The sequence below is a fragment of the Solibacillus sp. FSL H8-0523 genome (assembly GCF_038051985.1).
Taxonomy (GTDB): domain Bacteria; phylum Bacillota; class Bacilli; order Bacillales_A; family Planococcaceae; genus Solibacillus.
The window spans coordinates 1,307,195-1,322,461 of the sequence record NZ_CP150291.1 but is presented as its reverse complement, the minus strand read 5'-3'; the positions used below and the strand labels follow the sequence as shown (position 1 = coordinate 1,322,461).

Below are 15,267 nucleotides of genomic sequence, written 5' to 3'. Positions count from 1 at the left end.
ATACTACCAAGGCTTCAACCCACTTTTTAAACTTTTTTAAGTTTGCTCATCTTTACACAATCAATTATATTAACAAAATAAATGTAAGGGCTGTCATTTTCAAACTAGCGCTTTAAAGGGCTAAAGTGTGTGATTGTTTGCACGAAGTATTTTCGTTCGTGTAATATGAAGAAATTCACATACTTCAAAATTCTAAAAAAAAGATTCATAAAGATGCCGTCACAACTTTCTCACATTTTTGTTACACTAGTACATATCGGAGGGTCGCCTATGACAGAATTCAAAAAAACCGAAGAACTAACTGAAGAAGAGTTTTTGGAGCTTGTGCTAGAAGAACAACAAAAAGCGCTCGCACAAGAACGCGAACGCCGATTACATTCAACACCAAAAAAGAAACGTCAAAAGCCCATCGTACGGTTAATCGTATGGTTAATGGCATTAACATTAGTTTTTAATACATTTGCCGTTATTTTTAATGTCTATTCCATTCCTGCGATTGAATTTTTAAAGGTATCAGCCAAACTTTCTAGCCAGGAGGACGTAAAGCTGTATAAAAAGTCCGTTGTCACGATTAATACCGATTCTGGTAAAGGCACAGGCTTTGCGGTGTCTGACGATGGCTATATTATAACAAATGAACACGTCATTGACGATGCACTGACAATTACTGTCGTATTCCCGGACGACGAATTATACAAAGCACAGGTTGTCGAAAGCTATGAAAACTACGATTTAGCATTATTGAAAATCGAAGCAGACAATGTACCACACCTAGATTTAGCAGATTCTAGCACCTTTAAGCAAAATGAACATGTTTATTTTATCGGGAATCCTTTAGCATTTAGCGGCATTGCCAATGAGGGCAAAATTTTAGGCTATACACAGGCAACAGGTATTACTCCTGATATTATTATGATGAATGCCCCTGTTTACCGTGGTAATAGTGGTAGCCCGGTTATTAATGAAGCAGGCGAAGTCATTGGTGTTGTGTTCGCGACAGGTACGCGCGAGCCGCAGGGCAAGGTTGGTTTGTTTATTCCTGTTGAAAATATTTATGAGCAGTTTGAAACCGTAATTAATAAAGCAGCTGAATAAAACGGAAAGGCTTTGTAAAAATCCACGAACTTGGCAAAGTTTCCTACCGTAACAAATTGAAAAGCACAAAAAAAAGCGCATTCAAATCTAAATACTTGAAGCGCTTTTTGCATTTTAAAAACATCCTGCGTAACTCAAAAATATTCCATGTTCTTTATCATTACACCTAAAACCCCATAAGCCAAAATTATTTTTAACAATAAGAACTATACAGAATTTTATGCAAAATAAAGAACATAAGCAGCAAACAAAAATGTTGCTGCACCAACCGTTTAAACCTTTTGCATAAAACACCGCATAAACAATGTACCAGTAGAAAATGCATAAACGTTGATTTAACAGCGTTTATGCATTTTTCATTTATTCCCAAAACTTGAAGTGACCCCTAAAAGTTAGACACGGTTATTTTAGACAGTTATAGGAAGATTATCGCTTATCCTTTACTAATAATCCAATCACTACAAGAATAAATCCTAAAGCTAAAAGGAAAATTTCAGAACCACCTGTTCTAAAAGCAATTTCGTGTGGTATGTATATCGCTATAAGCATCAATGCGATACCTAATAACATTATTTTAATTGAGCGCAATTCTATCACTCCTACTTTTTATCCTTATTTTAACATATTTGTTTTTTTGTTTTTGCATACAATGAAAACTATGCATTCCATAATATAGACCCTAATACTGGTCATTGATGAAAGTAGAAGTAATTTCGAAAAGATAGTTACGTTTCGTTTAGGCAGCTAGTTGGGCATGTAATCGATATTGTATCGGGCTCATGCCTTTTAACTTAGCCTTAATCCGTTTCGTGTTGTAATAATGAATATATTTTTCGAGCTCTTCTTTAAAGTGCTCAATACTTTCAAATTCTTTTAAGTAAAGGAATTCAGATTTCATGATGCCAAAGAAATTCTCCATCACCGAGTTATCGTAACAGTTACCCTTTCGTGACATACTTTGCACAATGCCTCTCGATTGGAGCGCATGGCGATATTGCTTCATTTGATAATGCCAGCCTTGATCGGAATGCATGAGGAGTTTATGGTCTTCTGGTAAGCGTTCTAAGGCCTTTTCTAACATGTCTGAAACAAGAGAGAAAGTCGGTCTAGAGCCGATTGTGTAGGTGATGATTTCCCCGTTAAACATGTCTAAAACAGGCGATAAATACAGCTTTTCGCCAAATAATTTAAACTCTGAAATATCCGTTGTCCATTTCTCATTTGGTGCTTCCGCCTTGAAATTACGATTCAAAATATTATCCGCAATTTCACCAACTCCGCCTTTATATGATTTATATTTTTTCATGCGCACTAAACACTTTAAACCAAGCGCTTTCATGAGGCGCTGCACCTTTTTATGGTTCACTTTTTGCCCACGATTCGCCAGCTCATCACGAATACGACGGTAGCCATAACGACCCTCGTGTTCATCGTAAATTGCTTGAATGTCCGCTTTTAAATCAGCGTCTCGGTCTGGTCGATCCATCTTCTTCACGATATCGTAGTACGTGCTGCGTTTGATTTTGGCGAATGCGACAAGCGCCTTCACCGAGTATTTATGCCTTAATTCATAGATGACTTTTACTTTGTCTTCTTTGGTGATGCTTCCTTGGCTTGAACTAAGGCATTCAACTTTTTTAAATACTCATTTTCCATACGTAAACGATTAATTTCAGCCTGTAGTGCTTCAGGTGAACCTTCTACTAGTGCGTTTTTAGGTTGTTTAGTCGATTCTTTTTTCATAGATTGACGCCCCTTTTTCTTTGGCTGAAGGGCATCTTCTCCTAGTGTTTCGAATTGTTTTTGCCAATTCCGTATCGACGTACTAGCCGCAATATTGAAAATCGCTGCCGTTTCGTTTAAGGACGTACCGTGTTCAGTCATATAGTTAAGTACGTCTAGTTTAAATGCTTTTGTGTAATTTGTATATCGTCTGACGAACACTTCTACGCCATTTTTTTGATATTGGTTCGCCAACGTGAGTAAATAACGATGTGAAATACCAAAATCCGCAGCGACTGTTCTGGAGCTTTCCTTACTATTTAGATAGCGTTCAACCGCCGCTAATTTTTGTCCGGCACTCATTTTAGCCATGAAAAAACACCTCATTCGTTAGTATTGTGTCTAACAAATGGGGTGCAGTTCAAAGCGGTGTTGGGAACTATTTTTAAAATGTTTGTTTACACTAAGCACCCGTAACTTTTCTTTACATAAGTTGATCAATAACAGAACAGCTTCTATCTACCTACAATAAACTTACCAATAATAGTCTCTCCATCAACATCATACAAAGGAACTCCTCTTGGTTTAGCTTCTTTTGTAAGTTTTACTGCTTCTTCAGGAGTTTTAGGCTGTGGACCATTTAAATCCTCTTTTTTCGCATACCCAATTGTTCCGTTCTCACCTTTTGCCAACATTAAATCAGGTTCTCCAAGTTTACCAAGATTTAAATCTCCCATATCAGGACCATAGGTTTGCCCATTTTTATTTGTTGGATAACCTTCTTTTAAAATACTTTCCTTAGAAGGTATAACTAAATCTAAAGCATTTTCCCCTATATGATTGCTATTGTTATCTTCTGCCTTTGTTAATATTTCTTGTTGTGAACAACCAACTAATAAAAGTAACAAAATTACTGTTAAGACAAATAAATTCTCCCTCATTTTCTCCCCCTCGTATAATTAGAAAAATTCCTTCGTTCACTAATACACCGTTAGTTAGAGTATAACCTTCTCAATCCGTCGTTTGGTAACTTTAATTATAGTGTATTACCGTCCCCAAAATCGTATTTAGGAACGTTTTTTTGAATGGGATTGTTTAACTTAAATAAATGTATCAAATCGAATTTGAAGTAGGTTTTACTTGCTGTTGTGCATCTGCTTTTAATGCGCGCCACGCTTCTGTATAAATTGCATCAAATCCACTCGATGTTATTTAGGAACAACTTTTGCAATCTCATTCCATGAACTAAAGTTATCTAAGCATAGATAACTATTTTAATGAGTGTTTGCCCATGTATCATGAACAATTACTTATTTAATCCATTTCATACTTTGATTAGTACCTTAATATAGAAATATTATTTCAATACTACAGTAATCACCAGAAAACATATTCTCCATTATTTTACCACTTTCGCGCATTTTAGGATATTTCTTATTAGAAGTCCAAAACAAAAAACTAGCACCTCATTCGTTGAAATGAGTGCTAGTTTGTTTTAGAAGATTAAACTAAATAAGAAGTAGAATAAGCCAGCCATTACTGCTGAAATCGGTAATGTGATGAACCACGTAATGACAATCTTACGGGCCATACTCCAGTTTACACCCTTCACGCGCTGTGCAGCACCTACACCCATAATCGCCGAAGAAATTACGTGTGTTGTTGATACTGGTAACGCGATAACTGTTGCACCAAAAATAATCGATGCAGATGTCATGTCTGCAGCTACCCCGTTAATTGGACGGATTTTCATAATCTTACCGCCAACTGTTTTAATGATTTTGTAACCACCGATCGATGTACCAAGACCCATTGCTAATGCACAGGCGAAACGTACCCAGCCTTGTACTTCATCAGTTGATTGCCAGTTCGCTGCGATTAATGCCATCGTAATAATACCCATCGCCTTTTGCGCATCGTTCGTACCATGTGTGAACGATTGCAATGCAGCCGTACCGATTTGTGTTAAACGGAACGCTTTTGTTGTTGAATACAGTGGTGAACGTTTGAAAATAAATTTGAAAATTTTCATCACAATATAACCAGCAACTAATGCAAGAATTGGTGAAAGAATTAATGCTTGTAAAATCTTTGTGAATCCTTCGTAATTTAAAATGCCGAATCCAGCCGATGCTACTGCTGCACCAGCAATCGAGCCGATTAACGTATGAGACGAACTTGACGGAATACCGAAGTACCATGTTAATAAGTTCCACGTAATTGCCGAGCTAAGGGCTGCTAAAATAACAACCGAACCTGTAACATCACCTTCGAACGCGTTTAATGAGAACGGGTCTACGATGCCTGATGCTACCGCCTTTGCAACTCCGACGAATGTAATCGCACCGACGAAGTTCATAACCGCTGCCATCAAAACGGCAACACGCGGCTTTAACGCACGTGTCGACACGGATGTCGCAATCGCATTCGCTGTATCATGGAAGCCGTTAATAAAATCGAATGCTAACGCAAAGATGACAACAAGAACGGTAATAATTAATAACGTATCCATAGTTTACTCCTTTATTTTACGCGTTACGCATAATGATAGATTCGATTGTATTTGCTACATTTTGACAGTAGTCTGCTATATCTTCTAACTGCTCATATAAATCTTTAAAGATGATTAAACGAATTGGATCTTTTTCCGTTTGGAATAGTTCTGTAATCGATGTACGGAAGATTTCGTCACACTCACGCTCATAATCCTTGATTAAGATGGCATGTTGACGCATACCTAGTAAATCTTTTTTATTTAATAACTCCATTGCCTTTACAGCTTCATCTGAAGATTTTGCAATGTAGTCCACGAAGTCACGCATATGTTGATTCACTTCTGTAAATGCATACATTTCAAAGTGGGCAATCGTGTTTTCGATCCCATCTAAAATATCATCTAATTTAATTGCTAGCGCTAAAATATCTTCACGCTCGATTGGCGTCATGAATGAATCGTTTAATTTTACGATTAATTCGTGAATTAATTTATCGCCAGCCGTTTCATATGATTTCATTTTAATTTGAATTTGTTTTAAATCAGCAACATTAGTAATTGTGCACTCTTTGGCGAAGTTTGCACCTTGTTGTACGTTTTTAGCAATATTTAATAATCCTTCGAAAAATGGATCGGGTTTTTTGGAATTAAACATGGATGTGAATCCTCCTAAAATTAAGTTTGTAAATCAAAACCTCCGTTATCATAACACCTATTTTTCAATATCTTCAATACTTCTTATTGTTCTTAACAAAACATTTACAAAGCATCATCTATAAAATTCCATATATCCTCTCTTGACAGCTTATACAAGTATTAGAAAATTCAAAACATAAACAAAAAACAATAACTATATGACGAATTTCGACCTTTTCGACAAGAACGTGTTTTATACTATTTAAAAATACTATAATACCCTTTCTATCTAACTTTTAATTGTTAAGGAATTGTAAAGGTAATATTACAAAGTGTGTAATATAAAAAAGAGAACTTCTTTTATATAAAAAGAAATTCTCCCCAGTAATTAACTTTTACGAAGTACGGACGACACAATATGCGCCGAATCCCATTCGCCAAATGATAGCTTTGTAATCGGATACTTTTTATTGAAAAGTTGCTTGGTGATTTCATTTACTGACAGCCCCTCATCGTGCATCCTATCAATTTCCCCGCGCAACTGTTGTAAATAATCAAGCTTCATACGTAGCGCCTTTTTACCGTCTTCTACATAACCCGCATGATTACAAAACATTTCGCCAAAATCCATTGTGAGTACGTGTTCAATTGACGAAATAATTTGTGGAATACTTTCTTCACGAAGTACCACCTTGGTTTTCGGTGTGACAAATAAGTCTCCGCTAAATAGCTGCCCCGTTTGTTCATTTAAAAATGCTAGGTGATCATTTGTATGCCCAGGTGTTTCAATCACCGCCCAGTTTGCATGGCGTGATGTGAAACGCTCGCCTATTTTTAGCGCTTCAAATGGCGCACGGCTGCCCCAGAATAGCTTGCGGTACAATGGATAATCCGCTTTTTCCATACATTCTAAACGTCGTACATCACTCATATAAATCGGTACGTTATAAGTTGATTGTAAATAGTGCGCTCCTCCTGAATGATCTTCATGAGAATGAGTCAGCACGATTTGATCAATGTCGAGCTGGTTGAAAAATGGTTTAAACTGCTCCAGGAGTGAAGCAGAGCCGGTATCAATTAATACCCCGTCTACTTCAAAGCAATGGACATTTAGCCGCACTCCTTGAAAAGATACGAAGCCGTTGACCATCTCGACCCCCGACCGCGTTGTTTTTTCTGATTTTTTCTTAAAAAACATACCATTTCACTCCCTCATGCATCAATTCTATTTCAACATACTTTATCACAATTTATGAATGGATGTTCATTATTTTTTGTAATTTTTACAAATAAAAAGTTCTGCTCGGTGACATTCGGTTGCTTTTCTAATAAAATTTCACTTGATTGATTGTTGGGCTACGGCAAGACAGCGCTAAAGCCATGTGATACATGTCTTTATCACTGCCTTTATTGCCGTTTGCGAGGCCCAACAATCATTTTTTCTCCTCGTTATAAAGGAAAAGAGTGCAAAATCAAGCCGCTTGCGCTATCGGAGGCGGCGGTTGGTAGCAAAAGTTTTCCTTACTAATTAAATCTGTTTAAATCAACCCTCTGCTATCGATAGGAAATTCCCTTATTGAAGGATTTTTTTATAGATTCCTTTTCATTAAAAATAAGATGAATTTTAAAAGATAACTTTTCAATTTATTCGCTTCATCACTTTATTAAAGAAGTTTACTTTATACCAAAGTAGAGTGCCGCGAAGCGAAGGGGGCGACTCCTAGGGGATATAGCGTGCGCGGAAAATCCAATGTACTGTGCCGCTGTAAGAGGCACAGTACATTTAGTTGGAGCCACGCCCCCAGGAAAGCGTCCCCCGTAGCGTAGCAGAACGGATTCGATTAAAAAGGACTCATTCTATTGGTTAATCTTTGTGATTCTCAATTTATAGTGTTGAACTAGATTCTTCAAAAAAAAAGCACAATCCCCGGTTAAGAAGATTGTGCTTTCGTGGACTTATACGTTTTCACCTTGCTCAACCGGGTAATGCTTCACCCAGTCACTATAGCCAGCCATGTAAACTTTGACGTTTTGGTAGCCTGCTTGTTTTAAAATTGAGTAAATCGGTGTAGCTGTCACGCCTGAACCACAGTACACAACGATTTCTTCATCCTTGTTCACTTTTTCTAGTAATGAAGACGTAATGACTAGATTTGTCCCTTCACGAAGCAGCTCCCAATCATAGTTTTTCGCAGTTGGAATATGACCTGCTACAGTATCAAGCGGCTCCACTTCACCGCGGTAACGGTTGTTCGCACGCGCATCTAGTAATGTTGCCGTTGATTTTCCTTCTACTAAACGTACAATGTCTGAGCGTTTCACTAAAATATCATCACTCCATTGAAGCGTAAGCTGTGTTGGCGCGTATGTTGGTACTTTTTCTGTTACCGTAAAGCCCGCTTCTTTCATTGCTTCAAAACCACCGTTCACTACATAAGCATGCTTGAAGCCGGCATAATGTAAGAGCCACCATGCACGTGTCGCAAATGGCGATGCACCTTGGTCATAGACATAAATTGCATCGTTGATATGTAAGCCATGTGTTTCAAAAAGCTGTTGAAGCTGTTCTTTACTTGGCAGCGGATGACGGCCTTCATCACGCGTCATGTCTGACATATCCTGATTTAAATCCCAAAAAATTGATCCTTCAATATGACCTTCCTTATATAGTTGCTTCCCTAATTCCGGATTGGTCATATCGTAGCGGGCGTCAATCATACGCCCGTTACGTTCTATTTTATCGGCTGTTACAAAAATTGTTGTTGCCATGATTTCTCCTCCTACGCTTTTAATTGTGCGTAAATATCCTTCCAAACGGCTAAACGGCTTTCTTCTTGTAATAATAAGCGCTCTGTTTCAATTTGTTCGACTGCTTGCTCGAGCATATGCTGACGAAGACCCTCTGCTTCTATTGAAATGAAACGATTCGCCCATTCGATTAATTTTGCTTTCTCTGTATCTAAATAGGTTTGTGCATTTGGTTTCGTTAATTGCTCTAACGCATCACGCAGAAGCTCTTTTTCATTTTTCTCAAAGAACGCTTTCACGTTTTTGAAGTTTGATTTCACACCAACATATGGTGCTGGATCATTGAATGGACCCGTGAAATCTAAAATTTCTGGTTCGCTAGTTTCATACGCCATGAAAGCAAAGCTTGGATTTAATTCTTTTAAATCACGTGCCTCGTCTTTGTAGCGCTCTTTCATTTTTTTATCCACGAACTGCGCTAAACGGAAGTTCGTTACACGTAGCTCCTGTGTAAAGTCAAAGCTTAACGCTTGTAATACTTCTTTTAACGCTGTTTCTAACGCTTGTTGTACCGGCATTTGGGCAAATGTCGACGGGTTGTAGCTTTCACGGAAGAAATCTGGGTAACGGTAATACACACGTTGTAATACATAGTACAGTAGCTCATCTAGCTCTTGCTTCGATTCACTTTCTACCATTGATGTTTGTGTTGTTTGGTATTTACCGCGCACGTGTTGCTCTAGTTGTGCTAGCTCGCCTAAACGCTCGTCTTTACGCTTTAAGTTGTCTTCTGTTTGTGTAATTAAATCATGCAGACGGTCCTCAGTTTTCTCGATTTCCTCTTGTAGCGCTTGTACCGCGATGCCCATTAATTCATCGTTTAAGAAATGATGGAATGCATCTTCAAACGGTGGCATGCCTGATTCATGCTCTTTTTGCTCTTGCTTTTCTTTTAATGCCAGTAAACTTGAGACGCCGTAAAGTCGTGGGAAACGAATACCGAAGCGTTGTAACTCCGTACGTACATAGCCCTTTACTTCTTCCTCTTCATCCATTGTAGAAGCTAAATCAATCGCATTCACGATGAAGAACATTTTATCTAACTCGAATGCATCCTTAACACGACCTAATTGAATTAAGAATTCACGGTCGGCTTTCGCGAATGCGTGGTTGTAATACGTAATGAACAAAATCGCATCAGCATTACGGATATAATCAAACGCAACTCCTGTGTGACGCGCATTGATTGAGTCCGCCCCTGGTGTGTCTACTAGCGTTACACCCATACGAGTTAGCGGTGAATCATAGTAAAAATCAATATTATCCACGAAACATGAACGGTTTTCCTGTGCTACATACTTCTCGAAATCATGACGACCTACACGTAAAGTCGTACCAAGCTTTGGAATAAATGTTTCAAAGCCTTCTGAATACGCGCGAATAAATGATTTATGCACGTTTAAGCGCTCATCTGACAATTGAACGGCTAAGCCTTCCGCTGCACGGTCAAATGCTTCTTGTAATGTGCTTACTGTTAAACCGATTGCCGCATACGAACCTTGAATATCTTCTAATAATTGTGCTTCTGTTTTTAAATGTACATCCGCTGTTTCATGTGGATGCTCTGGTGTAACCGGACGAATTTTGTTAATTGCAGCCGTTGTTGGGTTTGGTGATACAGGTAATACTTTGTCACCCATCAGTGCATTTGAGAAACTCGATTTACCGGCAGAGAACGCACCGAATAAAGCGATGGTGAAGTCACGTTTTTGCAAGCGCTCTACTTTTTTTGTTAAGAAGCTTGCGACCTCTTTAAAGCCTTGTACATCAGATAAAATATGCGCCGTCTTTAATGCACGCGCTGTTACCGTATCAATGTTTAAGCCTGAGCCGACTTTTTCAAGTTGCTGCGCTTGCTCTTCCACCTGCGCAACATCTTTTTGCTGTAACATCGATTCGTCAAATGGACGGATATCCTTTAACGCTTGCTCATGTGCACGTGTCCATTTCTCTAAATGAATTTTTGATTCCGCGCGAATTTCGTTTGATACTTGTTTCATTAGTGTTGCACTAAACGCTTGGAAGTTTTCGATTTGGATAATATGCTTTAATGCTTGTACTTTTTCAGACATCGCATTGATTTTTAATTTCACCGGCGCTGCTGCTTCTGCCGCCACTTGCTCTAGTGTCGATTTTTGCTCTACTTTCCAAGCATCCGTCATTTGAATAAAGTAACGTTTTACCGCTTCTGATACACGGTTTGCAAAGTTTAGAACGGCATCGCCTGTAATAACCGTGCTTTTTTGTACTTGATCTTCAATAACTGAGAACGGGAAATTAAACTCCTTCGCGTCAATTGCTGCTGCACGTGTATCATTTAATGCGCCTACGTCTTTAAGTGCATTTTTCATTAACGCCTTCATGTGCCCTGTAATTTGCGATTGCACAACATGGTTAAATGCCGCATATGCATCTTCCTTGCGCTGTACTTTTGCTTCAGCCGTTTTCTTTTTCGCTGTAAATAAGCCACCTACTTTAAAATCCTCTTGCTGACTTTCTAAGTATTCACGTAGCTTTTCACGTACGTCCGCTGGCATAATCGCTGCGTTTGCAAGGAGTTCTTTGCGATTTTCATCAAATTGCTTGTCAAAGACATCAAACGAGAAGAGCTCCGTTTGACGCGTTAATTTATCGAATTGCTCTAAAATATCGTCACGGTGCAGCCAGTCGTCTTCTGATACAATGTCTGCATAGGTCGTGAAGCGATCTTGCTTTTCTTCTTCTAAATATGTTTCATGCTCGTGCTGTAATTTTGTTAGCGTGTTTTCCGCTGTTAAAATTAATTGCTCCTGTGAGTCATTCATTGAGTCCATGACGATTTTTTTTACTTTCTCAAAATCATTGTTTGGCAACTCTTTTTCGCGTAAAGACGTGAAGAAAATATCCTTCGGGTAAACGCCCCATGCCGCAAATGAATTGTGCACCGATGCTTTAAAGTCTTCAAATGACAGCTCTGTATCACGGTGCTTATCAATTTGGTTGACGATTAAATACACGTTTGGATTGTATTTCATTAGCTGCTTTGTAAATTGGAAGTTCAGCTCTGATTGTACGTGGTTGTAGTCCATTGTGTAGAACACCATGTCGGCAATATGCAGTGCAGATTCTGTACTCATCGCGTGTGCATCATCGGTTGAGTCAACACCTGGTGTATCCATTACCGTTACACCTTCTGGTAGTGTTGAGGTGCTATGGCCGATTTCGATTTGTGAAACAAGTTCACCATTTTTACTTAGCTCTTTTACTTGCTTAATATCATAGCCCGCCTCGAATTTAACCGGCTTTTCGTTGTGTAAATACAGAATCGCGAAGTCTTCGTCTGACTTATGCACCTTTACGATGTTGGCACTTGTCGGAATCGGACTTGTCGCTAAAATACTTTCGCCAGATAAGGCGTTGATCATACTTGATTTACCAGCAGAGAAGTGCCCAGCAAAGCCAATTACGAACTCTTTTTGTAATAATTTGCGCGCAAATAGATTGAGCTTTTCAATACGCTCTGAATCTTCATTTTCTTTATAAATTATGTATTGTAACGCTGACTGTTGCAGCAAGCTTTTAATTTTATCATCGAACGTTGTCATGAGTGTTTCCCCTTTAATCTCGTTTTGCCTTCATTTTGTCACAAACCTATAGTACCATGATTTAATAAGAAAATCGGCACAGTTTTGTAAAAATTATTGTTTTACATGTTTTTTCTAATTATTCCTTGGATTTCATTCAATTTCCCTTCATTTAATACTATTTTTGGATAATTGATAGCCATAGAAAAACACCATTCCTGTCATTGAAATGGCGTTGGTGAACGGTTATTGTACTTTTCTCATTGCTTCATACTGCGTTGTGCAATTACGGCCATTGCGCTTCGATGCATACAATGCCTCATCTGCATGCTCAAATACCGAGCCTTCCGTATCTTCCGCCTTAAACGTCGTACAGCCGATACTTACTGTTAAACGACCAATTGTTGGCCAAATCGTTTCTTCGACCACTTTATTTAATTGCTGTGCGATTTCTAGTGCATCTACTTCCGCAGTTTCCCCTAAAAGTAAAACAAACTCCTCGCCACCAAAGCGCGCTACTGTATCTTGTTCGCGTGCCGTCATTTTTAAAATAAGCCCTAATTGCGCAAGCACTAAGTCTCCAACTGGATGTCCGTGCGTATCATTCACCTGCTTAAAATAATCAATATCTATCACAAGCAACGAAAAAGCTTGCCCCTGCTCATGGAAATTCGATACGAGTTGCGTTAATTGCTCTTGGAAGTAGCGGCGATTGGCAATCCCCGTTAAATTATCGGTATTGGAAATTTCCACTAATTGCTTGTTTATTTCGACTAACTGCGCTTGCTTTAATTCAATCTTTTCATAAATATACTGTAAATGCTCGTAGGCGACTGTTTTTTGCGAATAGGCTTGCTCTAGTAATTGCTTTGTTTTACGTACTTCTTTTTCATAATCAATACGTTTTTTCATCGGCATTAAGACCATATCAATATACGTTTCGCCTTCAATTTCCTGTTCGATTGCATTAACTAGGCACGGAATCGTTTTTCCGTCTTCGCCTCGCACATGAATAAAAAGCTCATCCACATGCTTATAAAGCAACATATTCGGATAAAAATAGGAATGAAAAATGAGTTTATTACTCGAGGTAAACAGCTTCTCAATATGCTGATTCATTAACACCTGTTTCGCATAACTCGTCCATTGCAAAAACGTCTCATTTACTTCGACAATCCGAAACTGGTCATTTAGAGCGATATAACCACATGGGATGTTAGCTAGACGATGTTCCATAAAATCACCTCTACACTTGCTTTAAATATTGCTGAATAATATCAGCGGCTAATTTGGTATCACTAACATGTGGATAATGGCCACGTGTTTTTAAAACGACCAATTCACTTGGTTTAATCTGCTCATGTAAATAAGTTCCGACTTCAACTGGGACAATGCTGTCATTTGCACATTGTAAGATCAGTGTCGGGATATGTAGCTGGTTTAAATACGCTCGTGTATCGCTGAAAAATGTAACTTCCGCAAATTGACGCGCGATGCGTGGATTCGTCGAGACAAAGTTATGCTCTAAATTCCTTGTATTTTGCGAATTACTTGGTTCATCCATTGCCATTGGCGCCATATAGCTCGCCCAACCCGCAAAGTTCATTTCCATCGTCGTTAATAACTCATCAATTTCCTCTTTTTCAAAGCCACCTTTATAGGCACCGTCATTCACATAGCACGGAGATGGCCCAATCATAATGAGTTTTGAAAAATAATGCGGTTTTTTAATTGCCGCATGGAGACTAATCATTGAACTGATGGAATGCCCAATAAAGATCACATTTTCTACTTGCATTTCCTCAATGACATCGAGTATATCTTTTGCATAGCCTTCAAGTGTATTGTACTTTAGTTCGTCATAGCATGATAAATCCGACTTCCCTGCACCGACGTAATCAAAAAGAATAATTTTGTACTCTTGTTCAAAATGTTGAATCAGTGGCAACCATAATGTTTGATCACAGCCAAAGCCATGTCCAAAAACTAATACTTGCTGCCCTTGCCCTAAAACCGTAATATTATTTCTTTTTCTTATCGTCGTCATCTTCTACGACCTCACTTATTTATATTGTCCTCTTCATTTTGAAGGATTTCAACAAAAATAGCTACACTAAAAAAAGTGTATTGTCTAATTTTGACAACACACTTCACATATACGTTTCTTCTCTATTTAAAATAAAGGATGTTACGGCTTTATTTTGCTACGTTTTTTAACACATAGTTGCCAATCGCTAAATACGCTACAATCGTAGCTCCAATAAATGTATAAAGCATTCGTCACACCTTCCTTATCTACTGATAATAATTATCAATTTCATTATAAACAGTTACAACAATCTCGTCAATCCCATTTAGCTATGCTTTTTTTTCTATACATCTACTAAAGTATCATGGTAAAATGTTGTAAAAGTCCGGGAGAGGGTGTATTATTTTTGAGCACTTCAAAGCATATTCAAACCATTTTAAATGGGACAATCCATTCACTTAAAACTATTTTACCTATGAATATTGACGTAAAGTCGCCTAATATTGCGACAGAACCATATGAACAAAAAGAAATGGGCGTATTAATCGGTTTAGTTGGCGATTTAAAGGGGCGCATCATTATTGATGGTTCACCTGAAATTTTTGGCGCGATTGGCTCTGGCATGTTCGGTATGCCATTAGAAGGACCTATGCTTGAATCGTTTACAGGCGAATTTGGGAATATGATTGCAGGAAATTTATGTACGTTTGCAGGTCAGGAAAATTTAGAACTAGATATTACACCGCCAACAGTTATGGTTGGCAATACCAAGCTATACGGCTTCCAACAAGCATTTAAGTTCCCCGCTACAATCGATGGTGTTGGTGACATTACAATTCTTTTCACAATTGATGATGATGAAGCTTAAAAAATCGCTCGCATACATATGCGGGCGATTTTTTAGTATATAGGAATTAAAA

General features: G+C 38.3%; 12 protein-coding genes. 2 read left to right on the top strand and 10 right to left on the bottom strand.

The features are described from left to right. Positions 1-270: 270 nt before the first annotated feature. Positions 271-1,095 (top strand): serine protease, encoded by an 825-nt coding sequence (locus NSQ62_RS06270; RefSeq protein WP_341323071.1) that lies wholly within the window; start codon positions 271-273, stop codon positions 1,093-1,095. Between the two features lie 426 nt (positions 1,096-1,521). Here the strand turns inward: NSQ62_RS06270 and NSQ62_RS06265 are convergent, their stop codons facing one another. From NSQ62_RS06265 to NSQ62_RS06220, 10 genes are all read right to left on the bottom strand, one after another. Next, positions 1,522-1,683 carry a hypothetical protein gene (locus NSQ62_RS06265; protein WP_341320986.1) on the bottom strand — a complete coding sequence of 54 codons (162 nt, stop codon included), beginning with the start codon at positions 1,681-1,683 and terminating at the stop codon, positions 1,522-1,524. 148 nt (positions 1,684-1,831) lie between these two features. Then, positions 1,832-3,189, bottom strand: a protein-coding gene (locus NSQ62_RS06260) for an IS3 family transposase (protein WP_341320985.1) whose coding sequence is annotated in 2 segments (ribosomal slippage) — positions 1,832-2,736 and positions 2,736-3,189 — 1,359 coding nt in all. Because the reading frame shifts where the segments join, the coding sequence is not laid out codon by codon here. Positions 3,190-3,332: 143 nt separating this feature from the next. Continuing rightward, the gene (locus NSQ62_RS06255; RefSeq protein ID WP_341323070.1) at positions 3,333-3,758 is read right to left on the bottom strand and encodes a metal ABC transporter substrate-binding protein; all 426 of its coding nucleotides are present in this window, start codon (positions 3,756-3,758) and stop codon (positions 3,333-3,335) included. A gap of 554 nt (positions 3,759-4,312) precedes the next feature. Further along, positions 4,313-5,329 (bottom strand): inorganic phosphate transporter, encoded by a 1,017-nt coding sequence (locus tag NSQ62_RS06250; protein WP_341323069.1) that lies wholly within the window; start codon positions 5,327-5,329, stop codon positions 4,313-4,315. A 16-nt stretch (positions 5,330-5,345) separates the two neighbouring features. Further along, complete coding sequence (locus NSQ62_RS06245) at positions 5,346-5,966, bottom strand: DUF47 family protein (protein ID WP_341323068.1); 621 nt, start codon at positions 5,964-5,966, stop codon at positions 5,346-5,348. Between the two features lie 369 nt (positions 5,967-6,335). Beyond that, positions 6,336-7,145, bottom strand: a complete 810-nt coding sequence (locus NSQ62_RS06240) for an MBL fold metallo-hydrolase (protein ID WP_341323067.1) — start codon at positions 7,143-7,145, stop codon at positions 6,336-6,338. A gap of 758 nt (positions 7,146-7,903) precedes the next feature. Then, the gene (locus NSQ62_RS06235; protein WP_341323066.1) at positions 7,904-8,716 is read right to left on the bottom strand and encodes a sulfurtransferase; all 813 of its coding nucleotides are present in this window, start codon (positions 8,714-8,716) and stop codon (positions 7,904-7,906) included. A gap of 11 nt (positions 8,717-8,727) precedes the next feature. After that, entirely contained in the window at positions 8,728-12,339 is a 3,612-nt protein-coding gene (locus NSQ62_RS06230) for a dynamin family protein (RefSeq protein ID WP_341323065.1), read from the bottom strand. 225 nt (positions 12,340-12,564) lie between these two features. Continuing rightward, positions 12,565-13,554: a sensor domain-containing diguanylate cyclase gene (locus tag NSQ62_RS06225; RefSeq protein ID WP_341323064.1), complete on the bottom strand. Its 990-nt coding sequence runs from the start codon at positions 13,552-13,554 to the stop codon at positions 12,565-12,567. A 10-nt stretch (positions 13,555-13,564) separates the two neighbouring features. Next, positions 13,565-14,365, bottom strand: coding sequence for an alpha/beta hydrolase (locus NSQ62_RS06220; protein WP_341323063.1), 801 nt, complete (start codon positions 14,363-14,365; stop codon positions 13,565-13,567). A gap of 388 nt (positions 14,366-14,753) precedes the next feature. Here NSQ62_RS06220 and NSQ62_RS06215 point away from each other — a divergent pair, with 388 nt between their 5' ends. After that, positions 14,754-15,215, top strand: coding sequence for a chemotaxis protein CheX (locus NSQ62_RS06215; protein ID WP_341323062.1), 462 nt, complete (start codon positions 14,754-14,756; stop codon positions 15,213-15,215). The last annotated feature ends 52 nt before the right edge of the window (positions 15,216-15,267 follow it).

What these genes read in the sequence shown, in the direction of transcription:
- NSQ62_RS06270 (WP_341323071.1), top strand. Translation starts at nt 271, where the DNA reads ATGACAGAATTCAAAAAAACCGAAGAACTAACTGAAGAAGAGTTTTTG.
- NSQ62_RS06255 (WP_341323070.1), bottom strand. Translation starts at nt 3,758, where the DNA reads ATGAGGGAGAATTTATTTGTCTTAACAGTAATTTTGTTACTTTTATTA.
- NSQ62_RS06250 (WP_341323069.1), bottom strand. Translation starts at nt 5,329, where the DNA reads ATGGATACGTTATTAATTATTACCGTTCTTGTTGTCATCTTTGCGTTA.
- NSQ62_RS06245 (WP_341323068.1), bottom strand. Translation starts at nt 5,966, where the DNA reads ATGTTTAATTCCAAAAAACCCGATCCATTTTTCGAAGGATTATTAAAT.
- NSQ62_RS06240 (WP_341323067.1), bottom strand. Translation starts at nt 7,145, where the DNA reads ATGTTTTTTAAGAAAAAATCAGAAAAAACAACGCGGTCGGGGGTCGAG.
- NSQ62_RS06235 (WP_341323066.1), bottom strand. Translation starts at nt 8,716, where the DNA reads ATGGCAACAACAATTTTTGTAACAGCCGATAAAATAGAACGTAACGGG.
- NSQ62_RS06230 (WP_341323065.1), bottom strand. Translation starts at nt 12,339, where the DNA reads ATGACAACGTTCGATGATAAAATTAAAAGCTTGCTGCAACAGTCAGCG.
- NSQ62_RS06225 (WP_341323064.1), bottom strand. Translation starts at nt 13,554, where the DNA reads ATGGAACATCGTCTAGCTAACATCCCATGTGGTTATATCGCTCTAAAT.
- NSQ62_RS06220 (WP_341323063.1), bottom strand. Translation starts at nt 14,365, where the DNA reads ATGACGACGATAAGAAAAAGAAATAATATTACGGTTTTAGGGCAAGGG.